Source organism: Arthrobacter sp. 01N442, from assembly GCF_056399345.1.
The window spans coordinates 119,642-139,551 of the sequence record NZ_JBFTRD010000001.1; the positions used below are offsets into that span (position 1 = coordinate 119,642).

Sequence of the window (19,910 nt, forward strand, 5' to 3'; positions counted from 1 at the left end):
CGCCCGGGCATGCCCATCGGGATTTTCCCAGTTTCGGACACTAAAATAGGGAAACTCCCGTTCGCTAAGGAAGGCACCACCCGTGGTTCGACCCCGTGAAAACAGCGCAGACGGAACCGGCCCTCCGGTTCGGTCACATTCGGCTGCCCGGCACGCGGAGGACCCCTCCGTCGGCCTTGCGCGCCATCTGGGCGCTACGCGACGGATCCCCGGATGGCTGAAGGCCACCACGATCATCCTCTCCATACTGCTTGTGGGTGTCATTGCCTTCGGCGCCTACTGGCTCGTCCGCTTGCAGGGGAACATCACCACTCAAGCCTTGGGCGCCGGCAACACCCGGACCGAGAGCGCGCCCGACGACGCCACCGGACGGATGCAGATCCTGATCCTCGGCACGGATACCCGCGACGGCAAGAACTCCCAGTACGGCTCCAAGGACGACTCTTCCGGCTACGGCCACTCGGACGTCATGATGCTGATGGACATCTCGGCGGACAACAAGCGCGTGAGCGTCATCAGCTTCCCGCGTGACCTGCTGGTGGACACCCCCCAGTGCAAAGACCCCAAGAACAACAAGCAGTACCCGGCCCAGTCGGGCGTGATGATCAACTCGGCGATGTCCGAGGCGGGCATCGGCTGTGCCGTGGACACCGTCAACAAACTCACCGGACTGGAGATCGACCACTTTATGATGGCCGACTTCAACGCCGTCAAGGAACTCTCCAACGCCGTCGGCGGCGTGGACGTCTGCGTCAGCGATGCCATCTACGACCCCGACTCCGGCCTCCGGCTTCCCAAGGGAACCTCCAAGGTAAAGGGAGAACAGGCACTGTCCTTCGTTCGCACCCGCCATGCCTTCGGTGACGGCAGCGACCTGGGCCGGATCAAGGCGCAGCAGGGCTTCCTGTCCTCCTTGGTCCGCAAGATCAAAGACGACGGCACCCTGTCGAACCCGGCGCGGATGCTTGGCATCGCGGACGCCATCACCAAGAACCTCACCATCGACGAGGGCCTGGCCTCCGTTCCGACGCTGCTCACGGTTGGAAACCGGCTGAAGAATATCGACGTCGGCAAGGTGGCGTTCGTTGCAGCCCCGACCGAGCCCGCCGTGTCCGACTCCAACCGCCTGCAACTGGCCGAACCTGCAGCCTCCCAGCTGTTCGCCGCGATGCGCAAGGACATCGACCTGACCGACCCGACGGCCAAGCCCAGCGCCACGGCCGCCGCTTCGGCCAGCCCGACGGCAAGTGCCAAGCCGACGGCCAGCAAGGCTCCCGCCGCCCCGGCCTATGACAAGACGCTGCAGCCCATCGCCGTGGCCAACGGCTCGGGTAACCCGGCACGGGGCCAGGAACTCGCGGCCACCCTCAAGGCCAGCGGCTTCACCCAGACGAGCCAGTTCGACGCGCAGGCCGTGGACGCGACCGCCGTGTACTACGGCGCCGACTTCGCCGACGTGGCGGCCGACGTGGCCAAATTGCTGGGCATCCGGGCGAAGCAGGTGCTCCCGGCGGCGGGTGTCACGGGCGTCCAGGTTTACGTGGGCGGCGACTACAAGAGCGGGACCAAGCAGGCCGAAGCGCCGGTGTCGTTGCCGCCGAACATCGTCAACCAGACCGCCGGCGACACCGTCTGCCAGCAGGCGAATCCGGAGCTGATTGTCCCGTAGCCCATTGGCGGGACCTGTACCCAAGGATCTAACTGAAGACGAACTTGTAGACAAAAGGCGGCCCGGGTGAAACCACCCGGGCCGCCTTCTGTCTACAAGCTCTGTCGCCTGGCTTTGCCGGTGGCGTGCACCGGCTACCAGATGCTGACGCGCTCCGCCGGCGCCAGCCACATCCCGTCCTGCTCCTTGGTGTCGAAGGCCGCATGGAAGGCATCGAGGTTCTGGGCGATGTTGTTGGTACGGAATTCGTTGGGGGAGTGCGGATCCGTGGCGAGCCGGCGGATGGCTTCCTCGCTCCGGATCACCTGCCGCCAACTCGCCGCCCAGGACGCGAAGAACCGCTGCGCCCCGGTGAGCCCGTCGAGCACCGGCGCCTCCTGGCCGCCGAGGCTGATCAAGTAGGCCTTGTAGGCGATGGTCAGCCCGCCCAGATCGCCGATGTTTTCGCCCAGGGTGAGCTTGCCGTTGACGTGGTGGCCCGGAGCCTCAGCGGGGGAGAGGGCGTCGAATTGCGCCACCAGCTTCGAGGTGAGCTCCTCGAAAGCGGCCCGGTCGGCCTCGGTCCACCAGTTCCGGAGCAGGCCGCTGCCGTCATACTGGGAGCCCTGGTCATCGAAGCCGTGCCCGATTTCGTGGCCGATCACCGCGCCGATGCCGCCGTAGTTCACGGCGTCGTCGGCCTCGGCGGTGAAGAACGGCGGCTGCAGGATAGCTGCCGGGAACACGATCTCGTTCAGCAGCGGGTGGTAGTAGGCGTTCACCGTCTGCGGGGTCATGAGCCACTTCTCCCGGTCCACCGGCTTGCCCACCTCGTCCAGGTGCCGGTCGACGTCGGCGCTGTGGGCCCGCTCCACGTTCCCGAGCAGGTCCGCCGGGTCGATCTCGACCGCGGAGTAGTCGATCCACTTCTCCGGGTAGCCGATCTTCGCCCGGAAGGAATCCAGCTTCTTCAGCGCCTCAACCTTGGTCTCTTCACCCATCCAGGCCAGGCCGTTAATGGATTCGCGGTACGCCTCGATCAAATTGCCCACCAGGGAACGCATGTGCTCCTTGTGGCTTTCCGGGAAGTGCCGGGCGACGTAGATCTGCCCGACCGCTTCACCCAGGGCGGCCTCGACCACGGCGACGCCCCTCTTCCAGCGGTCGCGGTTGCGCGGCGTACCGCTGAGCGTAGTGCCGTAGAAGGCGAAGTTCGCGTCCACGAACGCGGCCGAGAGGTACGGGGCAGCCGCGCTGACCACCCGCATGGCGAGCCACTCCTGCCAGACGGACAGCGGCTCCGTCTCCAGCAGGGCAGCGGCGCCCGCGAAGAAGTCCGGCGTGCTGACGACGAGCTCGGCGCGCTTCTCCCGGGCGATCGCAGCGGCGTCGAACCAGGCGGACAGCAGCGGGAACAGCTGCGAGACCTCCTCGGCCGATTTCAGGTTGTACGTCTTCTGCGGATTGCGCAGCGTCACCTTGTCCCAGTGATGTGCGGCGAGGGCCGTCTCCAGCTCCACCACCCGGGCCGCCGCGGCCTCCGCGTCGGGAACGCCGGCCAGCCCGAACATGGTGCGGACATGCTCACGGTAGGCCTGGACCATCGGGGCGAATTTCTCTTCGCGGTAGTACGACTCATCCGGCAGGCCCAGGCCGCCCTGGCCGGTGTAGAGCAGGATCCGGTCCGGGTTGCCCGCGTCGGGAGCCGGGTAGATGTAGAACAGCCCGGAGACGTCCGCGCGGAACAGCCGCCCGGCAAGCTGCACCAGTTCAGCCACGGAGCCCGTGGCGAAGACTTCGGCCAGCCGTTCCCGGATCGGCTCCGCGCCTTTCGCCTCCGCGGCGGCTTCATCCATGAAGCTGTTGTACAGCCCGCCGATCTTTCGTTCGATCCCGGTGGCTGCCTCGCCCCGGCCCGCCGCGTCCAGGATGATCTCCTTCACCGCAAGCTCCGAGCCGTCGCGCAACGCGGTAAACGTGCCCTCGAGCGGCCGGTCGTCCGGGATGGCGGTGGCCTTCAGCCAGCCGCCGTTGAAATGCCGGTACAGGTCGTCCTGGGGGCGGACGCCGTCGTCGATGGTGGACTTGTCGATCCCGGAAAGCGGCACTGCTGCTCCTTCGAGTGGGTGGCCGGACCGGGCCTGGCACCGGTCCGGCGTCTGCATGGTGGACGTTACGGAGGTATGGCTCCTTCATCTTACGCACCCGTGTTACTGTGAAAATGTGCGCGCAGAACTGCTTCTTCTTAGCTGCCGCGGCGAGGCCTCAGACGCGATCTAGCGCAAGGCCAACCCTCGCTGCGGAGTTTGTGTTGCCCGGCCACCCTTTCACCAAGAACCACAGAAAAGGCCCCGATAGTAATGCGAAACGCACAGCAGCCCTCAGGAATGCCGGTCCACCGCTACGTCCCCTTCCAGGACCTGATTACGGTCGAACTGCCGGACCGGACCTGGCCTGACAAAGTCATCACCAAAGCCCCGCGCTGGTGCGCGGTCGACCTGCGTGACGGCAACCAGGCCCTGATCGACCCGATGAGCCCGGCCCGCAAGATGAAGATGTTCGATCTGCTGGTCCGGATGGGCTACAAGGAGATCGAAGTAGGTTTCCCTTCGGCCTCGCAGACCGACTTCGACTTCGTCCGCCAGCTGATCGAGGGCAACCACATCCCGGACGACGTCACGATCCAGGTCCTCACCCAGGCCCGCGAGCACCTGATCGAGCGGACCTACGAGTCCCTGGTCGGCGCCAAGCAGGCCATCGTGCACCTCTACAACTCGACGTCGGTCCTGCAGCGCCGGGTCGTGTTCAACCAGGACGAAGACGGCATCCTCGACATCGCCCTGCAGGGTGCCCGGCTGTGCAAGAAGTACGAGGAAACCCTCGAAGACACCCACATCACCTACGAGTACTCCCCGGAGTCCTTCACCGGCACTGAACTCGCCTACGCCGTGCGGGTCTGCAACGCCGTCGCCGACGTCTTCGAAGCCTCCGCCGACCGCCAGGTGATCATCAACCTGCCGGCCACGGTCGAAATGGCCACGCCGAATGTGTACGCCGATTCGATCGAGTGGATGAGCCGTCACCTGCACCCGCGCGAAGGGATCATCCTCTCCCTGCACCCGCACAACGACCGGGGCACCGGGGTCGCGGCCGCCGAACTCGGCTACCTGGCCGGCGCGGACCGGATCGAAGGCTGCCTCTTCGGCAACGGCGAGCGGACCGGCAACGTCGACCTGGTCACCCTGGGCCTGAACATGTTCGTCCAGGGCATCGACCCGATGATCGACTTCTCCGACATCGACGACGTCCGCCGCACGGTGGAGTACTGCAACCAGTTGCCCGTCGCGGAGCGCTCACCCTACGGCGGCGACCTGGTCTTCACGGCCTTCTCCGGCTCGCACCAGGACGCCATCAAGAAGGGTCTGGAGGCGCTGGAGAAGGACGCCGCCGCCGCCGGAAAGGACGTCGCGGATTACGCCTGGCAGGTTCCTTACCTGCCGGTCGATCCCAAGGACCTCGGCCGCAGCTACGAAGCCGTCATCCGGGTCAACTCGCAGTCCGGCAAGGGCGGCGTGGCCTACCTGCTCAAGAACGAGCACAACCTGGACCTGCCGCGCCGCGCCCAGATCGAATTCTCCGGCGTGATCCAACGCCGCACGGACACGGTGGGCGGCGAAGTCAGCGGTGCCCAGCTGTGGCAGCTGTTCCAGGACGAATACCTGCCCTCGGCTGCGGCCGAAGCCCAGTGGGGCCGCTACGCCCTGGGTGCGGTCAGCACCGAATCCGAAGAGGACGGCACCATGACACTGACCGCCGCCCTCAAGGTCGACGGCAAGCCGCTGCGGCGCACCGGAGTCGGCAACGGCCCGATCGCGGCCCTGCTGAGCATCCTGCGCGAGGACGGCGTCGACGTCCGCGTGCTGGACTACAGCGAGCACGCCTTGTCCGAGGGCGGCAGCGCCCAGGCCGCCGCCTACGTTGAATGCGCCGTCGGCGAACGGGTGCTGTGGGGCGTCGGCATCGACGCCAACACGTCCATGGCCTCGCTCAAGGCCGTCATCTCCGCCGTCAACCGCGCCATCAGGGACGCCCGCGCCTAAACCTCCAGCGCGATTCCACAGGCCCGAAGCCATAGGCACTGCGCCGCCGGAGACCCCGGCGGCGCAGTGCTGTTTCCCCGGTGCGCTCTCCCAATGGCGTCGTTTCCCGAAAGTCAGTGCGAAGATTAACTGTGGCCCAACCCTCCTCCTTTGCTGCCCGTGCGTACCGCGACGACGCCGTGGTCCTGCGCACCCATAAGCTCGGCGAAGCGGACCGCATCATCACCCTGCTGACCAAGCACCACGGCCAGGTCCGGGCCGTCGCCAAGGGCGTCCGCCGCACCAGCAGCCGCTTCGGCGCCAGGCTCGAGCCGTTCATGGTCGCGGACCTTCAGCTGATCTCCGGACGCACCCTGGACGTCGTCACCCAGGCCGTCGCCAAGGGCGCCTACGGCTCCAGCATCGCAGCCGACTACGGCCGCTACACCGTGGCCGCGGCGATGACCGAAACCGCCGAAAAGCTCACCGACGTCGACGGCGAGGCGGGAACCGCCCAGTACAACCTGCTGGTCGGGGCGCTGGCCTCCCTGAGCCGGGGCGACCACGCCCCGGAGCTCATCCTGGACTCCTACCTGCTCCGAGCGCTTTCCACCGGCGGCTGGGCCCCCAGCTTCACCGACTGCGCCCGCTGCGACGCCCCGGGACCGCACACCGCTTTTTCCGCCCCGCTGGGCGGCATGGTCTGCGGCGAGTGCCGGCCGCCGGGTTCGCCCGCGCCAGCCAGGGAGACGGTGCTGCTCCTGGGGGCGCTGCTGACCGGAGACTGGGTGGGCGCGGATGCGTCTGCGCCTCTGCACCGCAGGGAGGCCGCAGGCCTGGTGGCAAGCTACCTCCAGTGGCACCTGGAACGAGTCCTGAAATCCCTCAAACATGTGGAGCGAACCTAACCGTGGCCCTAGGCAAGAAATCTCCAGCGAAGAAGAACCCGGTCCGTGAGCGCAGTACGCCGGTAGTGGCGCCCTACCCGCACCCCTCCGGCGCTGTGCCTCCGGCCATCCCGGCGGAGCTCATTCCCCGGCATGTCGCGATCGTGATGGACGGCAACGGCCGCTGGGCCAACCAGCGCGGACTGCCCAGGATTGAGGGACACAAGGCGGGGGAGCCGGCCCTGCTGGACGTCGTGGCCGGCGCGATCGAACTCGGCATTGAGCACCTCAGTGTCTATGCGTTTTCCACCGAAAACTGGCGGCGCTCACCCGAAGAAGTCCGGTTCCTGATGGGATTCAACAAGGACGTCCTGCGGCGCCAGCGGAACCAGCTGGATGAGTGGGGAGTCAGGATCCGCTGGTCCGGCCGGCGGCCCAAGCTCTGGGGCTCGGTGACCCGCGAGCTCGAAGAGGCCGAGGAGTTCACCCGTGGCAACAGCACCTGCACCTTGAACATGTGTGTCAACTACGGCGGGCGGGCGGAGATCGCCGACGCCGTGGCCGCCATCGCCGAAGAGGTGGCCGCCGGCCGGCTCAAACCCGGTGCCATCACCGAACGCACCATCCAGAAGTATCTGGACGAGCCGGACCTGCCGGACGTTGACCTGTTCCTGCGCAGCTCGGGCGAGCAGCGCCTGTCCAACTTCATGCTCTGGCAGTCGGCCTACGCCGAATTCGTCTTCCTGGACACGCTGTGGCCCGATGTGGACCGCCGCACCCTCTGGGACGCCGTCGAGATCTACGCGAAGCGGGACCGCCGGTATGGGGGAGCGGTGGACGCCGCCGCCCCCGTCGGCTCGGCGTAAGCACCACGCCGCACGCGGACGGGCCGTCGCAGCCCGGGCAAGCCAGTCACCCCGGGTACAGGCTCAGCCATAGCAGCAGATCCTCGTAGGCTTCCTGCCGCACCGCGCGGCGGGACAGGAACACGTCGTGGGTTGCCCCCGGGTAGCGGAAGACTGCCGTCCTGCGGCCCAACCCGAGGGCCCTGCGCGCTGTTTCCTCGACATCGATCACTGCATCAAGCTCCATCAACTCCTCGGACCATTCGGCCTGTATCCGGGTGCGTCCGGACAGCAGCACCAGCACCGGAGACGTAATGGCGAGCTTCCGCTGAACGGCGGCGTGGCCGGCCAGGACTGCCTTCGTCCATCCGGGGCGGATCGGGAACGAGGCCCGGGGCCGCCAGCGGGGATCAAAATCCCACTCCCCATGGGCTGCGCCGCTGAGGCTGTCCCAGTAGCCCGGCATGCTGGGAAGCAGCAACGGCCTGCGGGGATCGGTTCTGGCCAGCGGTTCCACCAGCTGCATCGCGATGTTCCGGATCAGGCTGCTGCCCTGAAGCTCGAGCCAGGGAGCGTTCAGAACGAGGGTGCCCAGCGCCCCCGGATTCCGGTCGGCCCACAACGCGGCCACCAAGCCGCCGAAGGAATGTGCCAGCAGGTGTATGGTCGGTTCTCCCTCGCTGCCTGTCCGGCGAGCGAGGTCCGCCTTGACGGCAGCGAGTGCGGCGGCGAGGTCCTCGTCGTAGATCGCCAAGTCCGTCGTATAGCCGGGTGTCTGCCAGCTCCGCAGGCTGCGCCCAAACTTCCGCAGGTCCAGCGCATAGAAGTGGAAACCACCGGCAACGAGCTGTTCGGCGAGTTCGGCCTGCAGTAAATAGTCGGCCCAGCCGTGCAGGTACAGTACCGCCTTCGCCCGCCCGCCCCGGCCCGGGCCGTCGGCGCGCTTCGTGTCCGCCATGCCCTCCGCGCTGCCAGGGGCGGAATGCCGGACCAGGGTGGCGACGACGGGTCCCTCTTCGTCAGGACTCAACGTCAGCTCCAGGGACTCAAACCGGCTTCCCAGCACATCCCGTTGCCACCCTGGCCTCGCAGGCACCGTCACGCCGGACCGCCGTCGTCCAGCACGTAGGCGCGGATCCAGCGGGCCAGCCGGGCATAGGCGTCCGCACGGACCCTCGGGGCCGAGAGAAAGACGTCGTGCAGGGCCCCGTCGATCCGTTCCAGGGTCACGCTGCGGCCCAGGCTCAGGGCGCGCAGGGCAATCGTGTTGACATCCAGGACGGCGTCGGTGCGACGCATGGACTCCTTCCAGAACATCCCGTTGGCGCTGGCCCCGGAGATCATCACGAGGATGGGAACGTCAATGTTCAGGCCCCGGGCCACCTGGGACTGCCCGGCGAGCACCGCGCTGAGCCAGCCGGCCCGCACCGGGAACGCCCGCGGCGGCCGGTAGTTGTCGTCCAGGACCCACTCGCCCTCGGCGGCGCTGCTGATGCTCCGCCAGTAAAAAGCACGCTCGGGAAGCCGGATGACCGATTCGGGCCGGAAGCGGGCCAGCGGCTCCAGCATGGTCCGGGCGGCGCGGCGGACGGCCGGGCTGCCGTGCATCTCCAGCCAGGGGCTGTCGAGGACCAACTGGGCGGCGCGGCCCGGGTGCCGGCTCACCCAGAGGGCCGCGATGAGTCCCCCGGTTGAATGACCCATCAGCGTGATCTTCGGGGGAGGGGAACCCTTGGCACCCAGGGATTCGATGATGTCGATGGCTGCCGTGATTTCCGCGTCGTAGTCGGCGAGGTCCGCCACGTAGCCGCCGTACGTACCGTGCTGGAGGCTCCGGCCGTGGTTGTGCATGTCGAGTGCGAAGAAGCCGAAGCCCTGGCCGGTCCAAAACTCGGCCAGTTCCTCGTTAAAGAAGTAGTCGCTCCAGCCGTGCAGGAAGAGCACGGCCCGCTCGGGTGCCCGGCCGGCGCCGGCCGAGGGGATGTGCCGGACCAGGGTGGCCGTGCGCTCGACCCCGTCGGGTCCGGCTGCCGTGAAGGCGCAGGCCGCGAAGTCGTCGCCCAGGATGTCCGTCTGCCAGTCCATCTGATCCTCCCTGCCGGTTAGAGTGCCGAGGCCGCGGCACGGCCCGCCGTGCGGCCCGAGAACAGGCACCCGCCCAGGAACGTCCCTTCGAGGGCGCGGTACCCGTGGATACCGCCGCCGCCGAAGCCGGCGGCCTCCCCGGCGGCGTACAGTCCGGCGAGCGGCCGGCCCGTGCCGTCCAGCACCCGCGAGTGCAGGTCGGTCTGGATCCCGCCGAGGCTCTTGCGGGTGAGGACGGAGAGCCGGACCGCCAGCAGGGGCCCGTGCCGGGGGTCCAGCATCCGGTGCGGCGGGGCCACCCGCATGATCCTGTCCGTGGTGAAACGGCGGGCGGCGCGGATCGCGGCGAGCTGGGGATCCTTGCCCAGTCCGCTTGCGAACTGCCGGTCACGGGACCTGATCAACCGGTCCAGCTCTGCTGCGTCGATGAGCGGAGCGCCCGCGAGCCCGTTCATTTTCGCAGCCAGCTCCGCCGGCGTGCCGGCCTGCAGGAAATCCACGCCCCGGTCGAGGAACCGCTGCAATGGACTGTCGCCGGACGGTATTAGGCGGGCAGCGAGGAGAGGGACGTCTTTGCCGGTCAGGTCCGGGTTCTGCTCGGAGCCGGACAGGGCGAACTCCTTGAGCGCGATCGCCTTGTTCAGCACGAACCATGAGTGGGTGTGCCCGGTCCCAAGGATGTGGCGCAGGGCGCCGAGAGAGTCGAAGCCGGGGAACAGCGGCGCAGGAAGCAGACTTCCGGTGGCGTCGAGCCAGAGCGCCGAGGGGCCGGGCAGGATCCGGATGCCGTGCTGCGGCCAGACCGGGCTGTGGTTGTGGATGCCCTCCGGGTAGTGCCACATCCGGTCGCCGTTGATCAGCCGGCCGCCGGCGTGGTCCACAGCGGTGAGGAAGTCGCCGTCCACCGAGGCCGGCACGCCGCTCAGCATGGACTCCGGCGCGCTGCCGCCGGGCCATTGCCGCCGGACGGCGGTGTGGTTGCCGCCGATCCCGCCGGAGGTCACGATGACAGCCCCGGCGGAGCACTCGAATGCGCCTGCGGCGACGCGGGAGGACTGCTCGCCCCGCGCGGCGTCGCTGGGTTCCAGGATCTCGCCTCGGATGCCGCTGAGCCGGCCCGCCGTCGTCGTCAGTTCGGTGGCCCGGTGCCGGAAGTGGAAGGAGACCCGGCCGGCTGCCTCGCCCTCGCGGAGTTTGGCAAGGAAGGGCTCGACGATCGCCGGCCCGGTTCCCCAGGCGACGTGGAAGCGGGGCACCGTGTTGCCGTGGCCGTCCGCGCCGTAGCCACCGCGCTCGGCCCACTGCACGAGCGGGAAGAGCCCGACGCCGAGCGAAGCGAGCCAGGCGCGCTTCTCGCCCGCCGCAAAGTTCACGTAGGCCTCGGCCCAGTCCCGGGCAAGGGCATCCTCCGGGCGGTCGAAGGCCGCGGAGGACAGCCAGTCCGCGAGGGCGAGTTCGGCGCTGTCGCGGACGCCCAGCCGGCGCTGTTCGGGGGTGTTGACCAGGAACAGGCCGCCGAAGGACCAGTGCGCCTGGCCGCCGACTGAGGCCGCGGGCTCCTGGTCCAGGACCGCCACCCGGCGGCCGGCCGCATAGGCTTCGGCCGCCGCCACCAGGCCGGCCAGGCCCGCGCCGACAACGACGACGTCGGCCTCGATCCGGGTGCCGGGCGTCGCCGGCACGCTGCTGGGGACTGCATCCTCGCTGGTCATGGCTTCATGCTAGCGCCCGCCGGGGCGCAGTATTCGCCAGGATTGGTAGCGACATTTTGGTTTGCGCCGCCGGAACCGGAAAACTAGGAGCATGCGCGTATATCCCACCTTCTTCCGGCTCGCCTTCTCCTGGATGGACGCCGAGCGCGCCCATAAGATCGGGTTCCTGGGCATCCGGCTGGCCAACCGTTGCGGCGCCGGCCGCGTGCTGCACCGGTTCACCGCGCCGCCGGCCTCGCTCCGGACCGAGGCATTCGGCCTGACCTTCCCCTCGCCGTTCGGGCTCGCCGCGGGCTTCGACAAGGAGGGCCACGGCATCGAAGCGCTGACCGACCTTGGCTTCGGCCACATCGAAGTTGGCACGATCACCGGGCAGGCCCAGCCGGGCAACCCGGCCCCGCGCCTGTTCCGCCTGATCGAGGACCGGGCCGTGATCAACCGGATGGGATTCAACAACGACGGCGCCGCAGCCGTGGCGCCCCGGCTCCGCGCCGCCCGCGCAGCCCTGCAGCGCCGCTACCCCGGAATCCGCCCGGTAATCGGCGTCAATATCGGCAAGAGCAAGGTCGTGGAGCTCGAAGACGCCGTGGCGGACTACCTGGTCAGTGCCCGTAGCCTGGCCCCGGCCGCCGACTATCTGGTGGTCAACGTGAGTTCCCCGAACACACCCGGCCTTCGCCTGCTGCAGGATGTCGATACCTTGCGCCCCCTGCTGACCGCCGTGGGGGAGGCGGCGGACAGCGCGGCCGGCCGGCATGTGCCCCTCTTGGTGAAGATTGCCCCGGACCTCAGCGACGAGGACATCGACGATGTTGCCCGGCTGGCGCTGGACTTGAAGCTGGACGGCATCATCGCCACCAACACCACCATCGCCCGCACCGGGCTGGTCTCCAGCCCGGACCAGATCGAGGCGTGCGGCGCCGGCGGCCTCTCCGGGGCCCCGCTCCGTCAGCGCTCCCTCGAAGTTTTGGCCCGGCTCAAGGCCGCGACCGGCGGTGCGCTCACCTTGGTCTCGGTCGGCGGGGTCGAGACGGCAGAGGACGTGAGGGAGCGCCTCGAGGCCGGCGCCACCCTCGTCCAGGGCTACACGGCCTTCCTGTACGAGGGCCCCTTCTGGGCGGCGAACATCAACCGCGAGCTGGCCAAGCGTCCGGCCCGCCGCTAACCGGCCGTCTGAAGCCCGGACCGCCGCCAAGGACCCCGGACACACGAAAGCCCCCGGCAGAACACTGCCGGGGGCTTTTCGATGGCCGGATTCAAACGGGGAATTCGCCGCGCTTCACCTGGGGCTTGGGAAGTCGCAGGCGGCGGAACTGCAGGGAGCGCATGGAGCCGTACCAGACGGTGCCCCGCTCAACCTCGCCAAACTTCTCGGCCAGGCGCTTCTTGAGCTTCCTGGACAGGATGAACACGTCCACGAACACGGCCAGGAACATGACCCAGAAACCGCCGAGGACGTAGATCATCTGCTCGCTGCTCGCCGGGACCAGCAAGGAGATGATGACAAAGACAAGGGCGCCGAACATCAGGTACTCGCCAAGGCTGAAACGGGCATCCACGTAATCGCGGGCGAAACGCTTCTGCGGTCCCTTGTCGCGCAGCGGCAGGAACTTCTCGTCGCCGGTGTCCATGGCCTGGCGCATCTTGAGGCGCTGGTCCGCAATCGCGGTGCGTTCTGCCGCCTTGGAGGCCTTGCGGTCCTCCGGAACCAAGGGGCGCTTGCGGGCAGCCACCTGGGCGCTCCGCTTGGGCGTGGGCGCGCCCTTGCCGATGGCGGCATCGCGGGCCGCGGCCTCGGCAACTTGCTGGTCAACTACGTCCTGCGCCAGGGGCGCTTCCTTTTTACGTCCAAACACCCCTACAGAATACCCTGCGATGACGCGCCCGAGACCCAGCACACACCGGGCCCTAAGGGCGACAATCAAGCCGCAGAGGGCGGCGTCGCGGGCCGGGGACAAACGGGTCCGGAGCCTCCGCCGTAGCGCCGTGGCGCATTTGTCGTGATCCGGGACACGGGTAGTGTTTTGGCCATGACTTCATCACCCGCGGGGACCCCGCAGCCCTCAGCCGGCGGCGCCATCGACGCCGCAGCCCTCCGCCAGGCCGTTACCGAATCCTTCGACCAGACCGTCGAGCAGCTAAAGGCGCTCGTGGCCATCCCGGGCATCGCCTGGCCCAGCTTCGATCCCGCTCCACTGAACGCCAGTGCCGACGCCGTCGCCGAGCTGGTCCGCGCCAGCGGCTTCGAGGACGTCCGGATCCTGCGCTGTGACAAGGAGGACGGCACCCCCGGCGGCCCGGCCGTCGTTGCGCGCCGCCCCGCTGCGGCAGGCAAGCCGACCATCCTGCTCTACGCCCACCACGACGTACAGCCCACCGGCGACCTCTCGCTCTGGGAGACCGAACCGTTTACCGCCGTCGAACGCGACGGGCGGCTCTACGGCCGCGGCGCGGCGGATGACAAGGCCGGCATCCTGGCCCACGTCGCCGCCTACTCCGCCGTGACCCGGGTACTGGGGGAGGAGCTGGGCCTGGGCGTGACCTTCTTCTTTGAGGGCGAGGAGGAAGCCGGCTCCCCGACGTTCCGTGCCTTCCTGGAAACCCACCAGGAACTCTTGCGCTCCGACGTGATCGTCGTCGCAGACTCATCCAACTGGAAGGTCGGCATCCCGGCCCTCACCACGAGCCTCCGCGGCCTGGTCGACGGCACCATCGAGGTCAAGGTGCTGGGCCACGCAGTTCACTCCGGCATGTTCGGCGGACCCGTGCTGGACGCCCCGACACTGTTGGCACGGCTCATCGCCACCCTGCACGACGAGGAAGGCAGCGTTGCGATCGAGGGACTCGTCAGCCGTGACGACGCCGAAGTGGACCTCACCGAGGAGGAGTACCGCAAGGACGCCTCGGTGCTCGATGGCGTCAAGCTCGCCGGCACCGGAAGCATCGCCTCGCGGATGTGGACCAAGCCCGCGCTCTCCATCATTGGTTTCGACGCGCCCGCCGTCGACGTCGCCTCCAACACCCTTCTGCCGCGGGCCCGGGCCAAGTTCAGCCTGCGCCTCGCACCGGGCCAGGACCCGGCCGAGGCCATGGACGCGGTGCGCCGGCACGTCGAAACGCACGCTCCGTTCGGCGCCGAAGTGGTATTCACTCCGGGGGAGAGCGGAAACGCCTTCCTCACGGACACCTCTTTCACCGCCGCCAGCATGGCGATGTGGGCACTCGGTGAGGCCTGGGGCGTACCGGCTGTCGAGACCGGGATCGGCGGTTCCATCCCTTTCATCGCCGACCTGACCGAGCTGTACCCGGACGTGCAGATCCTGGTCACCGGCGTCGAGGATCCCGATTCACGGGCTCACAGCGCCAACGAGTCGCTCCACCTCGGCGACTTCCGCAACGCAATCGTGGCCGAGGCGCTCCTGCTGGCCCGGTTGAACGCGGAGGGACTGGCCTGAGCGGGCGGCGCATCAGGCCGGGGCAGTTGCTCCGTGGATCCGTCATTTCCGGGGAACATCCAGCCGGCGTTGACGGTTACGTCAGGAGTTAGAGCTACAGGTCTGATCGACGTAGCATGTAGCTATAGCCCATACCGTTTAAGTAGGGGCGGGCACCGCGCAGGCGGAGCCGCCACGACCGTCGTAAGAAGGTAGGCCATGAGCACTACAACCAATGAAAACAGCGCCGACACCACCGTCCAGGCGGACCAGGAACTGGCCAGCCACGAGGTCCAGCTGACCGACGTCGCTGCCGGCAAGGTCCGCAGCCTGCTGGAACAGGAAGGCCGCACTGATCTTCGGCTCCGCGTCGCCGTGCAGCCGGGCGGTTGCTCCGGGCTGATCTACCAGCTCTACTTCGATGAGCGGCTCCTCGAGGGCGACGCCGTCCGCGACTACGACGGCGTCGAGGTTGTTGTCGACAAGATGAGCGTCCCCTACCTCAGTGGCGCCAGCATCGACTTCGAGGACACCATTTCGAAGCAGGGCTTCACCATCGATAACCCGAATGCGGGCGGATCCTGCGCCTGCGGGGACTCCTTCCACTAAGGTCTAAGGCCGGGCAATCAGCCCGGCCTTAGTGCCGTCTGGGGGAGTGGCGCCGAAAGCGTCCAAAACTCCACCAAGGCACGGCGCGGACATGTGGGCGAAAACTCGCGGGGAGCGGTAAGCTCTACACCGAGTAGTAAAACTTTTAGTGTGCTCGGAACGCCATCGGCGGCCGGGCGACAGCAACAAGTAGGAAGGGCCGTCTGTGAGTTCGCAGAACCGAACCGGCAGCCGACGCAAACAGATCACTACGATCACTGGCTTGGCACTAGCCGGCGCGTTGGCTTTGACTGGATGTTCACCAGAGGTACAGAAAGGGTGGCTGCCCACTGAGCGTGGCACCACCAACCACACTGACCGCATCATGGACCTCTGGGTCAACTCATGGATTGCCGCGCTGGTCGTCGGCATCATTACCTGGGGTTTGATGATCTGGTGCATCGTCGCTTACCGGCGGCGCAAGGGCACCGTTGGTTTCCCCCGCCAGAACAGCTTTAACCTGCCCCTCGAGGTTTTCTACCTGACGATCCCGCTCTTCATGGTCCTGGTGTTCTTCTACTTCACCGACCGCGACCAGCAGGCGATCGACAACCGGGACCAGCCGGCCGACGTCGTTGTCGACGTGCGCGCCAAGCAGTGGGCCTGGGACTTCAACTACAAGAAGGGCGAAGTCGTCACCGGCGACGTCCACGAAGCTGGCGTCCAGGCACACCTCACCGGCAATGACGTGGACAAGGAAAAGCTGCCCACGCTCTACCTGCCGGTCAACAAGTCGGTTGACCTGGAGTTGAACGCCCGCGACGTCATCCACTCCTTCTGGGTGCCCGCCTTCCTGCAGAAGCGCGACATGATCCCGGGCAAGACCAACTACATCCGGTTCACCCCCACCAAAGAGGGAACCTACGACGGCAAATGTGCCGAACTCTGTGGTGAGTACCACTCCGAAATGCTGTTCCGCGTGAAGGTCGTCTCCGACTCGGAGTTCAAGGCCCACCTGGACCAGCTCCGCCAGGACGGCAACACCGGACTGCTCGGCGAAGAGTACGACCGCAACCCGGCCCCGACCGAGAACAAGTAAGGGGAGCGCGAAGTGGCTACGACCTACTCTCAGCCCTCCGGGATCCTTGAGGCTCCCGTAGTACCAAAATCCAAGGGACGCATCGTCGTCAACTGGATCACCTCCACCGACCACAAGACCATCGGGTACATGTACCTGATCGCGTCCTTCGTGTTCTTCTGCTTCGGCGGCGTTATGGCGCTGCTGATCCGTGCAGAGCTGTTCGAACCGGGCATGCAGATCCTGCAGACCAAGGAACAGTACAACCAGCTCTTCACCATGCACGGCACCGTCATGCTGCTGATGTTCGCGACGCCGCTGTTCGCCGGCTTCGCCAACGTGATCATGCCGCTGCAAATCGGCGCCCCCGACGTCGCCTTCCCGCGACTGAACGCGCTTGCCTTCTGGTTCTTCCTGTTCGGCTCCACGATCGCCGTGTCCGGCTTCATCACCCCGCAGGGCGCTGCATCGTTTGGCTGGTTCGCTTACGCGCCGCTGTCCAACACGACCTTCAGCCCCGGCGTGGGCGGTGACCTCTGGGTCTTCGGCCTGGCGCTGTCCGGCTTCGGCACCATCCTCGGCGCCGTCAACTTCATCACCACGATCATCTGCATGCGCGCCCCGGGCATGACCATGTGGCGGATGCCGATCTTCACCTGGAACACCCTGGTCACCGCCATCCTGGTGCTCATGGCCTTCCCGCCGCTGGCAGCCGCCCTGTTCGCCCTCGGTGCGGACCGCCGCTTCGGCGCCCACATCTTCGATCCGGAAAACGGCGGTGCCGTCCTCTGGCAGCACCTGTTCTGGTTCTTCGGCCACCCCGAGGTGTACATCATCGCGCTGCCGTTCTTCGGCATCGTTTCCGAGATCTTCCCGGTCTTCAGCCGCAAGCCGATCTTCGGCTACAAGGGTCTCGTCTACGCCACGATCTCCATCGCCGCCCTGTCCGTGACCGTGTGGGCACACCACATGTACGTCACCGGTTCGGTGCTGCTGCCGTTCTTCTCCTTCATGACGATGCTGATCGCGGTTCCGACCGGCGTGAAGTTCTTCAACTGGATCGGCACCATGTGGCGGGGTTCCATCACCTTTGAAACCCCCATGCTGTGGAGCATCGGCTTCCTCGCGACCTTCCTCTTCGGTGGCCTGACCGGCATCATCCTGGCCTCGCCGCCGCTGGACTTCCACGTCTCCGACTCCTACTTCGTGGTGGCACACTTCCACTACGTGGTCTTCGGCACTGTTGTCTTCGCGATGTTCGCTGGCTTCTACTTCTGGTGGCCGAAGTGGACCGGCAAGATGCTCAACGAGCGTCTGGGCAAGATCCACTTCTGGATGCTGTTCCTGGGCTTCCACGGCACCTTCCTCATCCAGCACTGGCTCGGTGTCGAGGGCATGCCCCGTCGCTACGCGGACTACATGCCGCAGGACAACTTCACTTGGATGAACCAGTTCTCCACCTACTCGTCCTTCCTCCTCGGCGCTTCACTGATCCCGTTCTTCTGGAACGTCTACATCACCTGGCGCAGCAACGACAAGGTCATGGTCGACGACCCGTGGGGCTTCGGCGCCTCGCTCGAGTGGGCGACGTCCTGCCCGCCGCCGCGGCACAACTTCACCTCGCTGCCGCGAATCCGTTCGGAACGTCCGGCCCTGGACCTGCACCACCCCGAACTGTCCCAGTACTACACCGTCGACTCTCCTGCTCCGGCAGCAGCGGCGCTCGGTAACGCCGACCAGAAGGACCAAGCCCAGTGAAAATCGAATCAAGGATTTTTGGATTCGGAGTCTTCTTCTTCGTACCGGTCTCGATCGTTTACGGATTCCTGACCGGTTGGTCGGAGTGGGTCGGCATCCTGGGAGTGCTCCTGCTGGCAGGCCTTGCCGGCATGATCGGCGCCTACCTGGGCTTCACCGGCAAGCGCGTCGGACTGCGCCCCGAGGACCGCAGCGACGCTGAGATCCACGAAGGCGCCGGCGAGCAGGGCCATTTCAGCCCTTGGAGCTGGTGGCCGCTGGTCCTTGGCCTTTCCTGCGCAGGCGGGTTCCTCGGCCTGGCCGTCGGGTTCTGGATCACCTTCATCGCCGGCGGCCTGGCCGTGGTTGCGCTTGTGGGCTGGGTCTACGAGTACAGCCGCGGTGACCACGCGCACTAGCGCCAGTCACTAACGAACGACGACGGCGGGCCCCACCATTGTGGTGGGGCCCGCCGTCGTTTTGTGCGTTCCGGGTGTTTTGTGGGTTGCCGCCTTTTGGTGGCCGGTTAGCCGGCCTGAGACTCCAGCAGGGAGCAGAGTTCCGTCAGGGCCCGCTCGGCCTCGTCCAGGCTCGAATCTTCCGGGACCGTCTCGGGCCGGACAGACAGCACCACTTCGCAGCCGCAAGCGAAGTCTTCCGTCATAACCTCCAGCAGCGACCGGGCGTCGACGCCCGGCCTGCCGTCCCTGCTGATCGTGACGGCGAACCCACTCCGCGTCACGGCCCGGACAAACGCGGCCGCGGGCCGGGCGTGCAGCCCGATCGAGGCCCGGACGATGGCCTTGCGTGCTGGCAATGGAGCTCCTCAAGTTCTTCAGGCGCCGGGTGGCGCCGGCGGCGTAGCGTGGTGGCCCGCCCGCGGGTCCAGGGACAGCCGTCCGGCAGGGGCATATCCCAGCGTAGCCGGGGGAGAGGACCCCGGCGAACCGGGACCGTGCGGTGGTCTAGACCTGCCGCCGAAGTGCCCTAGGCTTAAGGTATGAACGATTGCAGCAGGTGCCTCCGTGGGTTCTAACGCGGCCCGGATGGCCGGCGACATTGACCGGAACAGCGGTACGCCGATCTACGTCCAGCTTCGCGAGATCCTCCGCGCCCACATCGCAAGCTCCTGCCCGCCGGGCTCGGCGCTCCCCTCGGAGCGGGATCTCTCCGAACGCTTCGGCTTGGCCAGGATGACGGTACGCCAGGCCATCGACGCGCTGGTGGGTGAGGAGGTCATCGAGCGCGTGGTAGGCCTCGGTACGTTCGTCCGCAAGCCAAAGCTGGACCTTCAGGTCAAGCTGACGTCGTACAGCGAGGAAATGCAGCGCCGCGGCATGGTCCCGGCGGCGAAGGTGCTGAGCTTCGAGCAGATCAATGCCAGCGCGTTCCTGGCCCGCGAACTCCAGCTGGAGGAGGGCACTCCGCTTGTGCGGTTCCGGCGCCTCTTGCTCGCCGACAGCGAGCCCATGAGCGTGGACGAGAACTTCATCCCCGCCCACCGCGTGCCTGGGCTGCTCGATGGCGAGCCGCCGACGTCGCTCTACAACGTCCTGAGCGAACGCTACGGCTTGGTGATGGAGTGGGGTGAGGACATGATCGAGGCAACCGCAGCATCCCCGTCCACTGCCCGCCTGCTGAACGTCGAGGTCGGTTCGCCGTTGCTGAAGATCCAGCGCCACGCCTTCGTCGCGCGTGCGATGGTCGACTACTCGGTCTCCTACTACCGGGCCGACCGGTACAAGCTGTGGGTGCCGCTGCAGCGCCCTGGCGTGCGGCCCACCCGGAACTACGCCTCCGGCTACCGCCCCTGATCC

At 67.2% G+C, this 19,910-nt stretch carries 17 protein-coding genes; 11 read left to right on the top strand and 6 right to left on the bottom strand.

The annotated features are described in order from the left end of the window. Positions 1–82 precede the first annotated feature (82 nt). Complete coding sequence (locus AC1DNC_RS00520) at positions 83–1,669, top strand: LCP family protein (RefSeq protein WP_476860628.1); 1,587 nt, start codon at positions 83–85, stop codon at positions 1,667–1,669. A 134-nt stretch (positions 1,670–1,803) separates the two neighbouring features. On the opposite strand, the gene AC1DNC_RS00525 is transcribed toward AC1DNC_RS00520, so the two are convergent. Then, positions 1,804–3,756: a M13 family metallopeptidase gene (locus AC1DNC_RS00525; protein ID WP_476860629.1), complete on the bottom strand. Its 1,953-nt coding sequence runs from the start codon at positions 3,754–3,756 to the stop codon at positions 1,804–1,806. A gap of 252 nt (positions 3,757–4,008) precedes the next feature. On the opposite strand from AC1DNC_RS00525, the gene leuA reads away from it, so the two are divergent. The 3 genes from leuA to AC1DNC_RS00540 all read left to right on the top strand — a co-directional run bounded on the left by leuA (position 4,009) and on the right by AC1DNC_RS00540 (position 7,480). Continuing rightward, complete coding sequence (leuA, locus tag AC1DNC_RS00530) at positions 4,009–5,748, top strand: 2-isopropylmalate synthase (protein ID WP_476860630.1); 1,740 nt, start codon at positions 4,009–4,011, stop codon at positions 5,746–5,748. Positions 5,749–5,879: 131 nt separating this feature from the next. Continuing rightward, entirely contained in the window at positions 5,880–6,635 is a 756-nt protein-coding gene (gene recO, locus AC1DNC_RS00535; RefSeq protein WP_476860631.1) for a DNA repair protein RecO, read from the top strand. A gap of 2 nt (positions 6,636–6,637) precedes the next feature. Next, complete coding sequence (locus AC1DNC_RS00540) at positions 6,638–7,480, top strand: isoprenyl transferase (RefSeq protein ID WP_476860632.1); 843 nt, start codon at positions 6,638–6,640, stop codon at positions 7,478–7,480. A 46-nt stretch (positions 7,481–7,526) separates the two neighbouring features. On the opposite strand, the gene AC1DNC_RS00545 is transcribed toward AC1DNC_RS00540, so the two are convergent. The 3 genes from AC1DNC_RS00545 to AC1DNC_RS00555 form a co-directional block, all read right to left on the bottom strand. Further along, complete coding sequence (locus AC1DNC_RS00545) at positions 7,527–8,489, bottom strand: alpha/beta hydrolase (RefSeq protein WP_476860633.1); 963 nt, start codon at positions 8,487–8,489, stop codon at positions 7,527–7,529. 68 nt (positions 8,490–8,557) lie between these two features. Further along, a complete protein-coding gene (locus tag AC1DNC_RS00550; RefSeq protein WP_476860634.1) occupies positions 8,558–9,544 on the bottom strand; it encodes an alpha/beta hydrolase in 987 nt (328 codons plus the stop codon). A 17-nt stretch (positions 9,545–9,561) separates the two neighbouring features. Next, positions 9,562–11,256 carry an FAD-binding dehydrogenase gene (locus AC1DNC_RS00555; protein WP_476860635.1) on the bottom strand — a complete coding sequence of 565 codons (1,695 nt, stop codon included), beginning with the start codon at positions 11,254–11,256 and terminating at the stop codon, positions 9,562–9,564. A 91-nt stretch (positions 11,257–11,347) separates the two neighbouring features. Here AC1DNC_RS00555 and AC1DNC_RS00560 point away from each other — a divergent pair, with 91 nt between their 5' ends. After that, on the top strand, positions 11,348–12,421 hold the full coding sequence (locus tag AC1DNC_RS00560) for a quinone-dependent dihydroorotate dehydrogenase (RefSeq protein WP_476860636.1): 1,074 nt from the start codon (positions 11,348–11,350) through the stop codon (positions 12,419–12,421). Positions 12,422–12,512: 91 nt separating this feature from the next. Here the strand turns inward: AC1DNC_RS00560 and AC1DNC_RS00565 are convergent, their stop codons facing one another. Next, entirely contained in the window at positions 12,513–13,112 is a 600-nt protein-coding gene (locus tag AC1DNC_RS00565) for a DUF3043 domain-containing protein (RefSeq protein ID WP_476860637.1), read from the bottom strand. A gap of 174 nt (positions 13,113–13,286) precedes the next feature. Here AC1DNC_RS00565 and AC1DNC_RS00570 point away from each other — a divergent pair, with 174 nt between their 5' ends. From AC1DNC_RS00570 to AC1DNC_RS00590, 5 genes are all read left to right on the top strand, one after another. Further along, positions 13,287–14,711: a M20/M25/M40 family metallo-hydrolase gene (locus AC1DNC_RS00570; RefSeq protein WP_476860638.1), complete on the top strand. Its 1,425-nt coding sequence runs from the start codon at positions 13,287–13,289 to the stop codon at positions 14,709–14,711. Positions 14,712–14,909: 198 nt separating this feature from the next. After that, a complete protein-coding gene (locus AC1DNC_RS00575; RefSeq protein WP_138769282.1) occupies positions 14,910–15,299 on the top strand; it encodes a HesB/IscA family protein in 390 nt (129 codons plus the stop codon). A gap of 205 nt (positions 15,300–15,504) precedes the next feature. Then, positions 15,505–16,377 (top strand): aa3-type cytochrome oxidase subunit II, encoded by an 873-nt coding sequence (ctaC, locus tag AC1DNC_RS00580; RefSeq protein ID WP_476860639.1) that lies wholly within the window; start codon positions 15,505–15,507, stop codon positions 16,375–16,377. 12 nt (positions 16,378–16,389) lie between these two features. Next, positions 16,390–18,114, top strand: a complete 1,725-nt coding sequence (gene ctaD / locus AC1DNC_RS00585; protein WP_476860640.1) for an aa3-type cytochrome oxidase subunit I — start codon at positions 16,390–16,392, stop codon at positions 18,112–18,114. Next, on the top strand, positions 18,111–18,512 hold the full coding sequence (locus tag AC1DNC_RS00590; protein WP_476860641.1) for a cytochrome c oxidase subunit 4: 402 nt from the start codon (positions 18,111–18,113) through the stop codon (positions 18,510–18,512). Before ctaD ends, AC1DNC_RS00590 begins: the two co-directional genes overlap by 4 nt. Before the next feature lie 107 nt (positions 18,513–18,619). On the opposite strand, the gene AC1DNC_RS00595 is transcribed toward AC1DNC_RS00590, so the two are convergent. After that, complete coding sequence (locus AC1DNC_RS00595; RefSeq protein ID WP_476860642.1) at positions 18,620–18,910, bottom strand: HPr family phosphocarrier protein; 291 nt, start codon at positions 18,908–18,910, stop codon at positions 18,620–18,622. A gap of 229 nt (positions 18,911–19,139) precedes the next feature. Between AC1DNC_RS00595 and AC1DNC_RS00600 the strand changes: the two genes are divergently transcribed. Next, entirely contained in the window at positions 19,140–19,907 is a 768-nt protein-coding gene (locus tag AC1DNC_RS00600) for a GntR family transcriptional regulator (protein WP_476860949.1), read from the top strand. Positions 19,908–19,910 lie beyond the last annotated feature (3 nt).

Excerpts from the sequence above, each read along its gene's own strand:
- leuA (WP_476860630.1), top strand. The coding sequence starts at position 4,009 with ATGCGAAACGCACAGCAGCCCTCAGGAATGCCGGTCCACCGCTACGTC.
- AC1DNC_RS00550 (WP_476860634.1), bottom strand. The coding sequence starts at position 9,544 with ATGGACTGGCAGACGGACATCCTGGGCGACGACTTCGCGGCCTGCGCC.
- AC1DNC_RS00555 (WP_476860635.1), bottom strand. The coding sequence starts at position 11,256 with ATGACCAGCGAGGATGCAGTCCCCAGCAGCGTGCCGGCGACGCCCGGC.
- AC1DNC_RS00560 (WP_476860636.1), top strand. The coding sequence starts at position 11,348 with ATGCGCGTATATCCCACCTTCTTCCGGCTCGCCTTCTCCTGGATGGAC.
- AC1DNC_RS00570 (WP_476860638.1), top strand. The coding sequence starts at position 13,287 with ATGACTTCATCACCCGCGGGGACCCCGCAGCCCTCAGCCGGCGGCGCC.
- AC1DNC_RS00575 (WP_138769282.1), top strand. The coding sequence starts at position 14,910 with ATGAGCACTACAACCAATGAAAACAGCGCCGACACCACCGTCCAGGCG.
- AC1DNC_RS00600 (WP_476860949.1), top strand. The coding sequence starts at position 19,140 with ATGGCCGGCGACATTGACCGGAACAGCGGTACGCCGATCTACGTCCAG.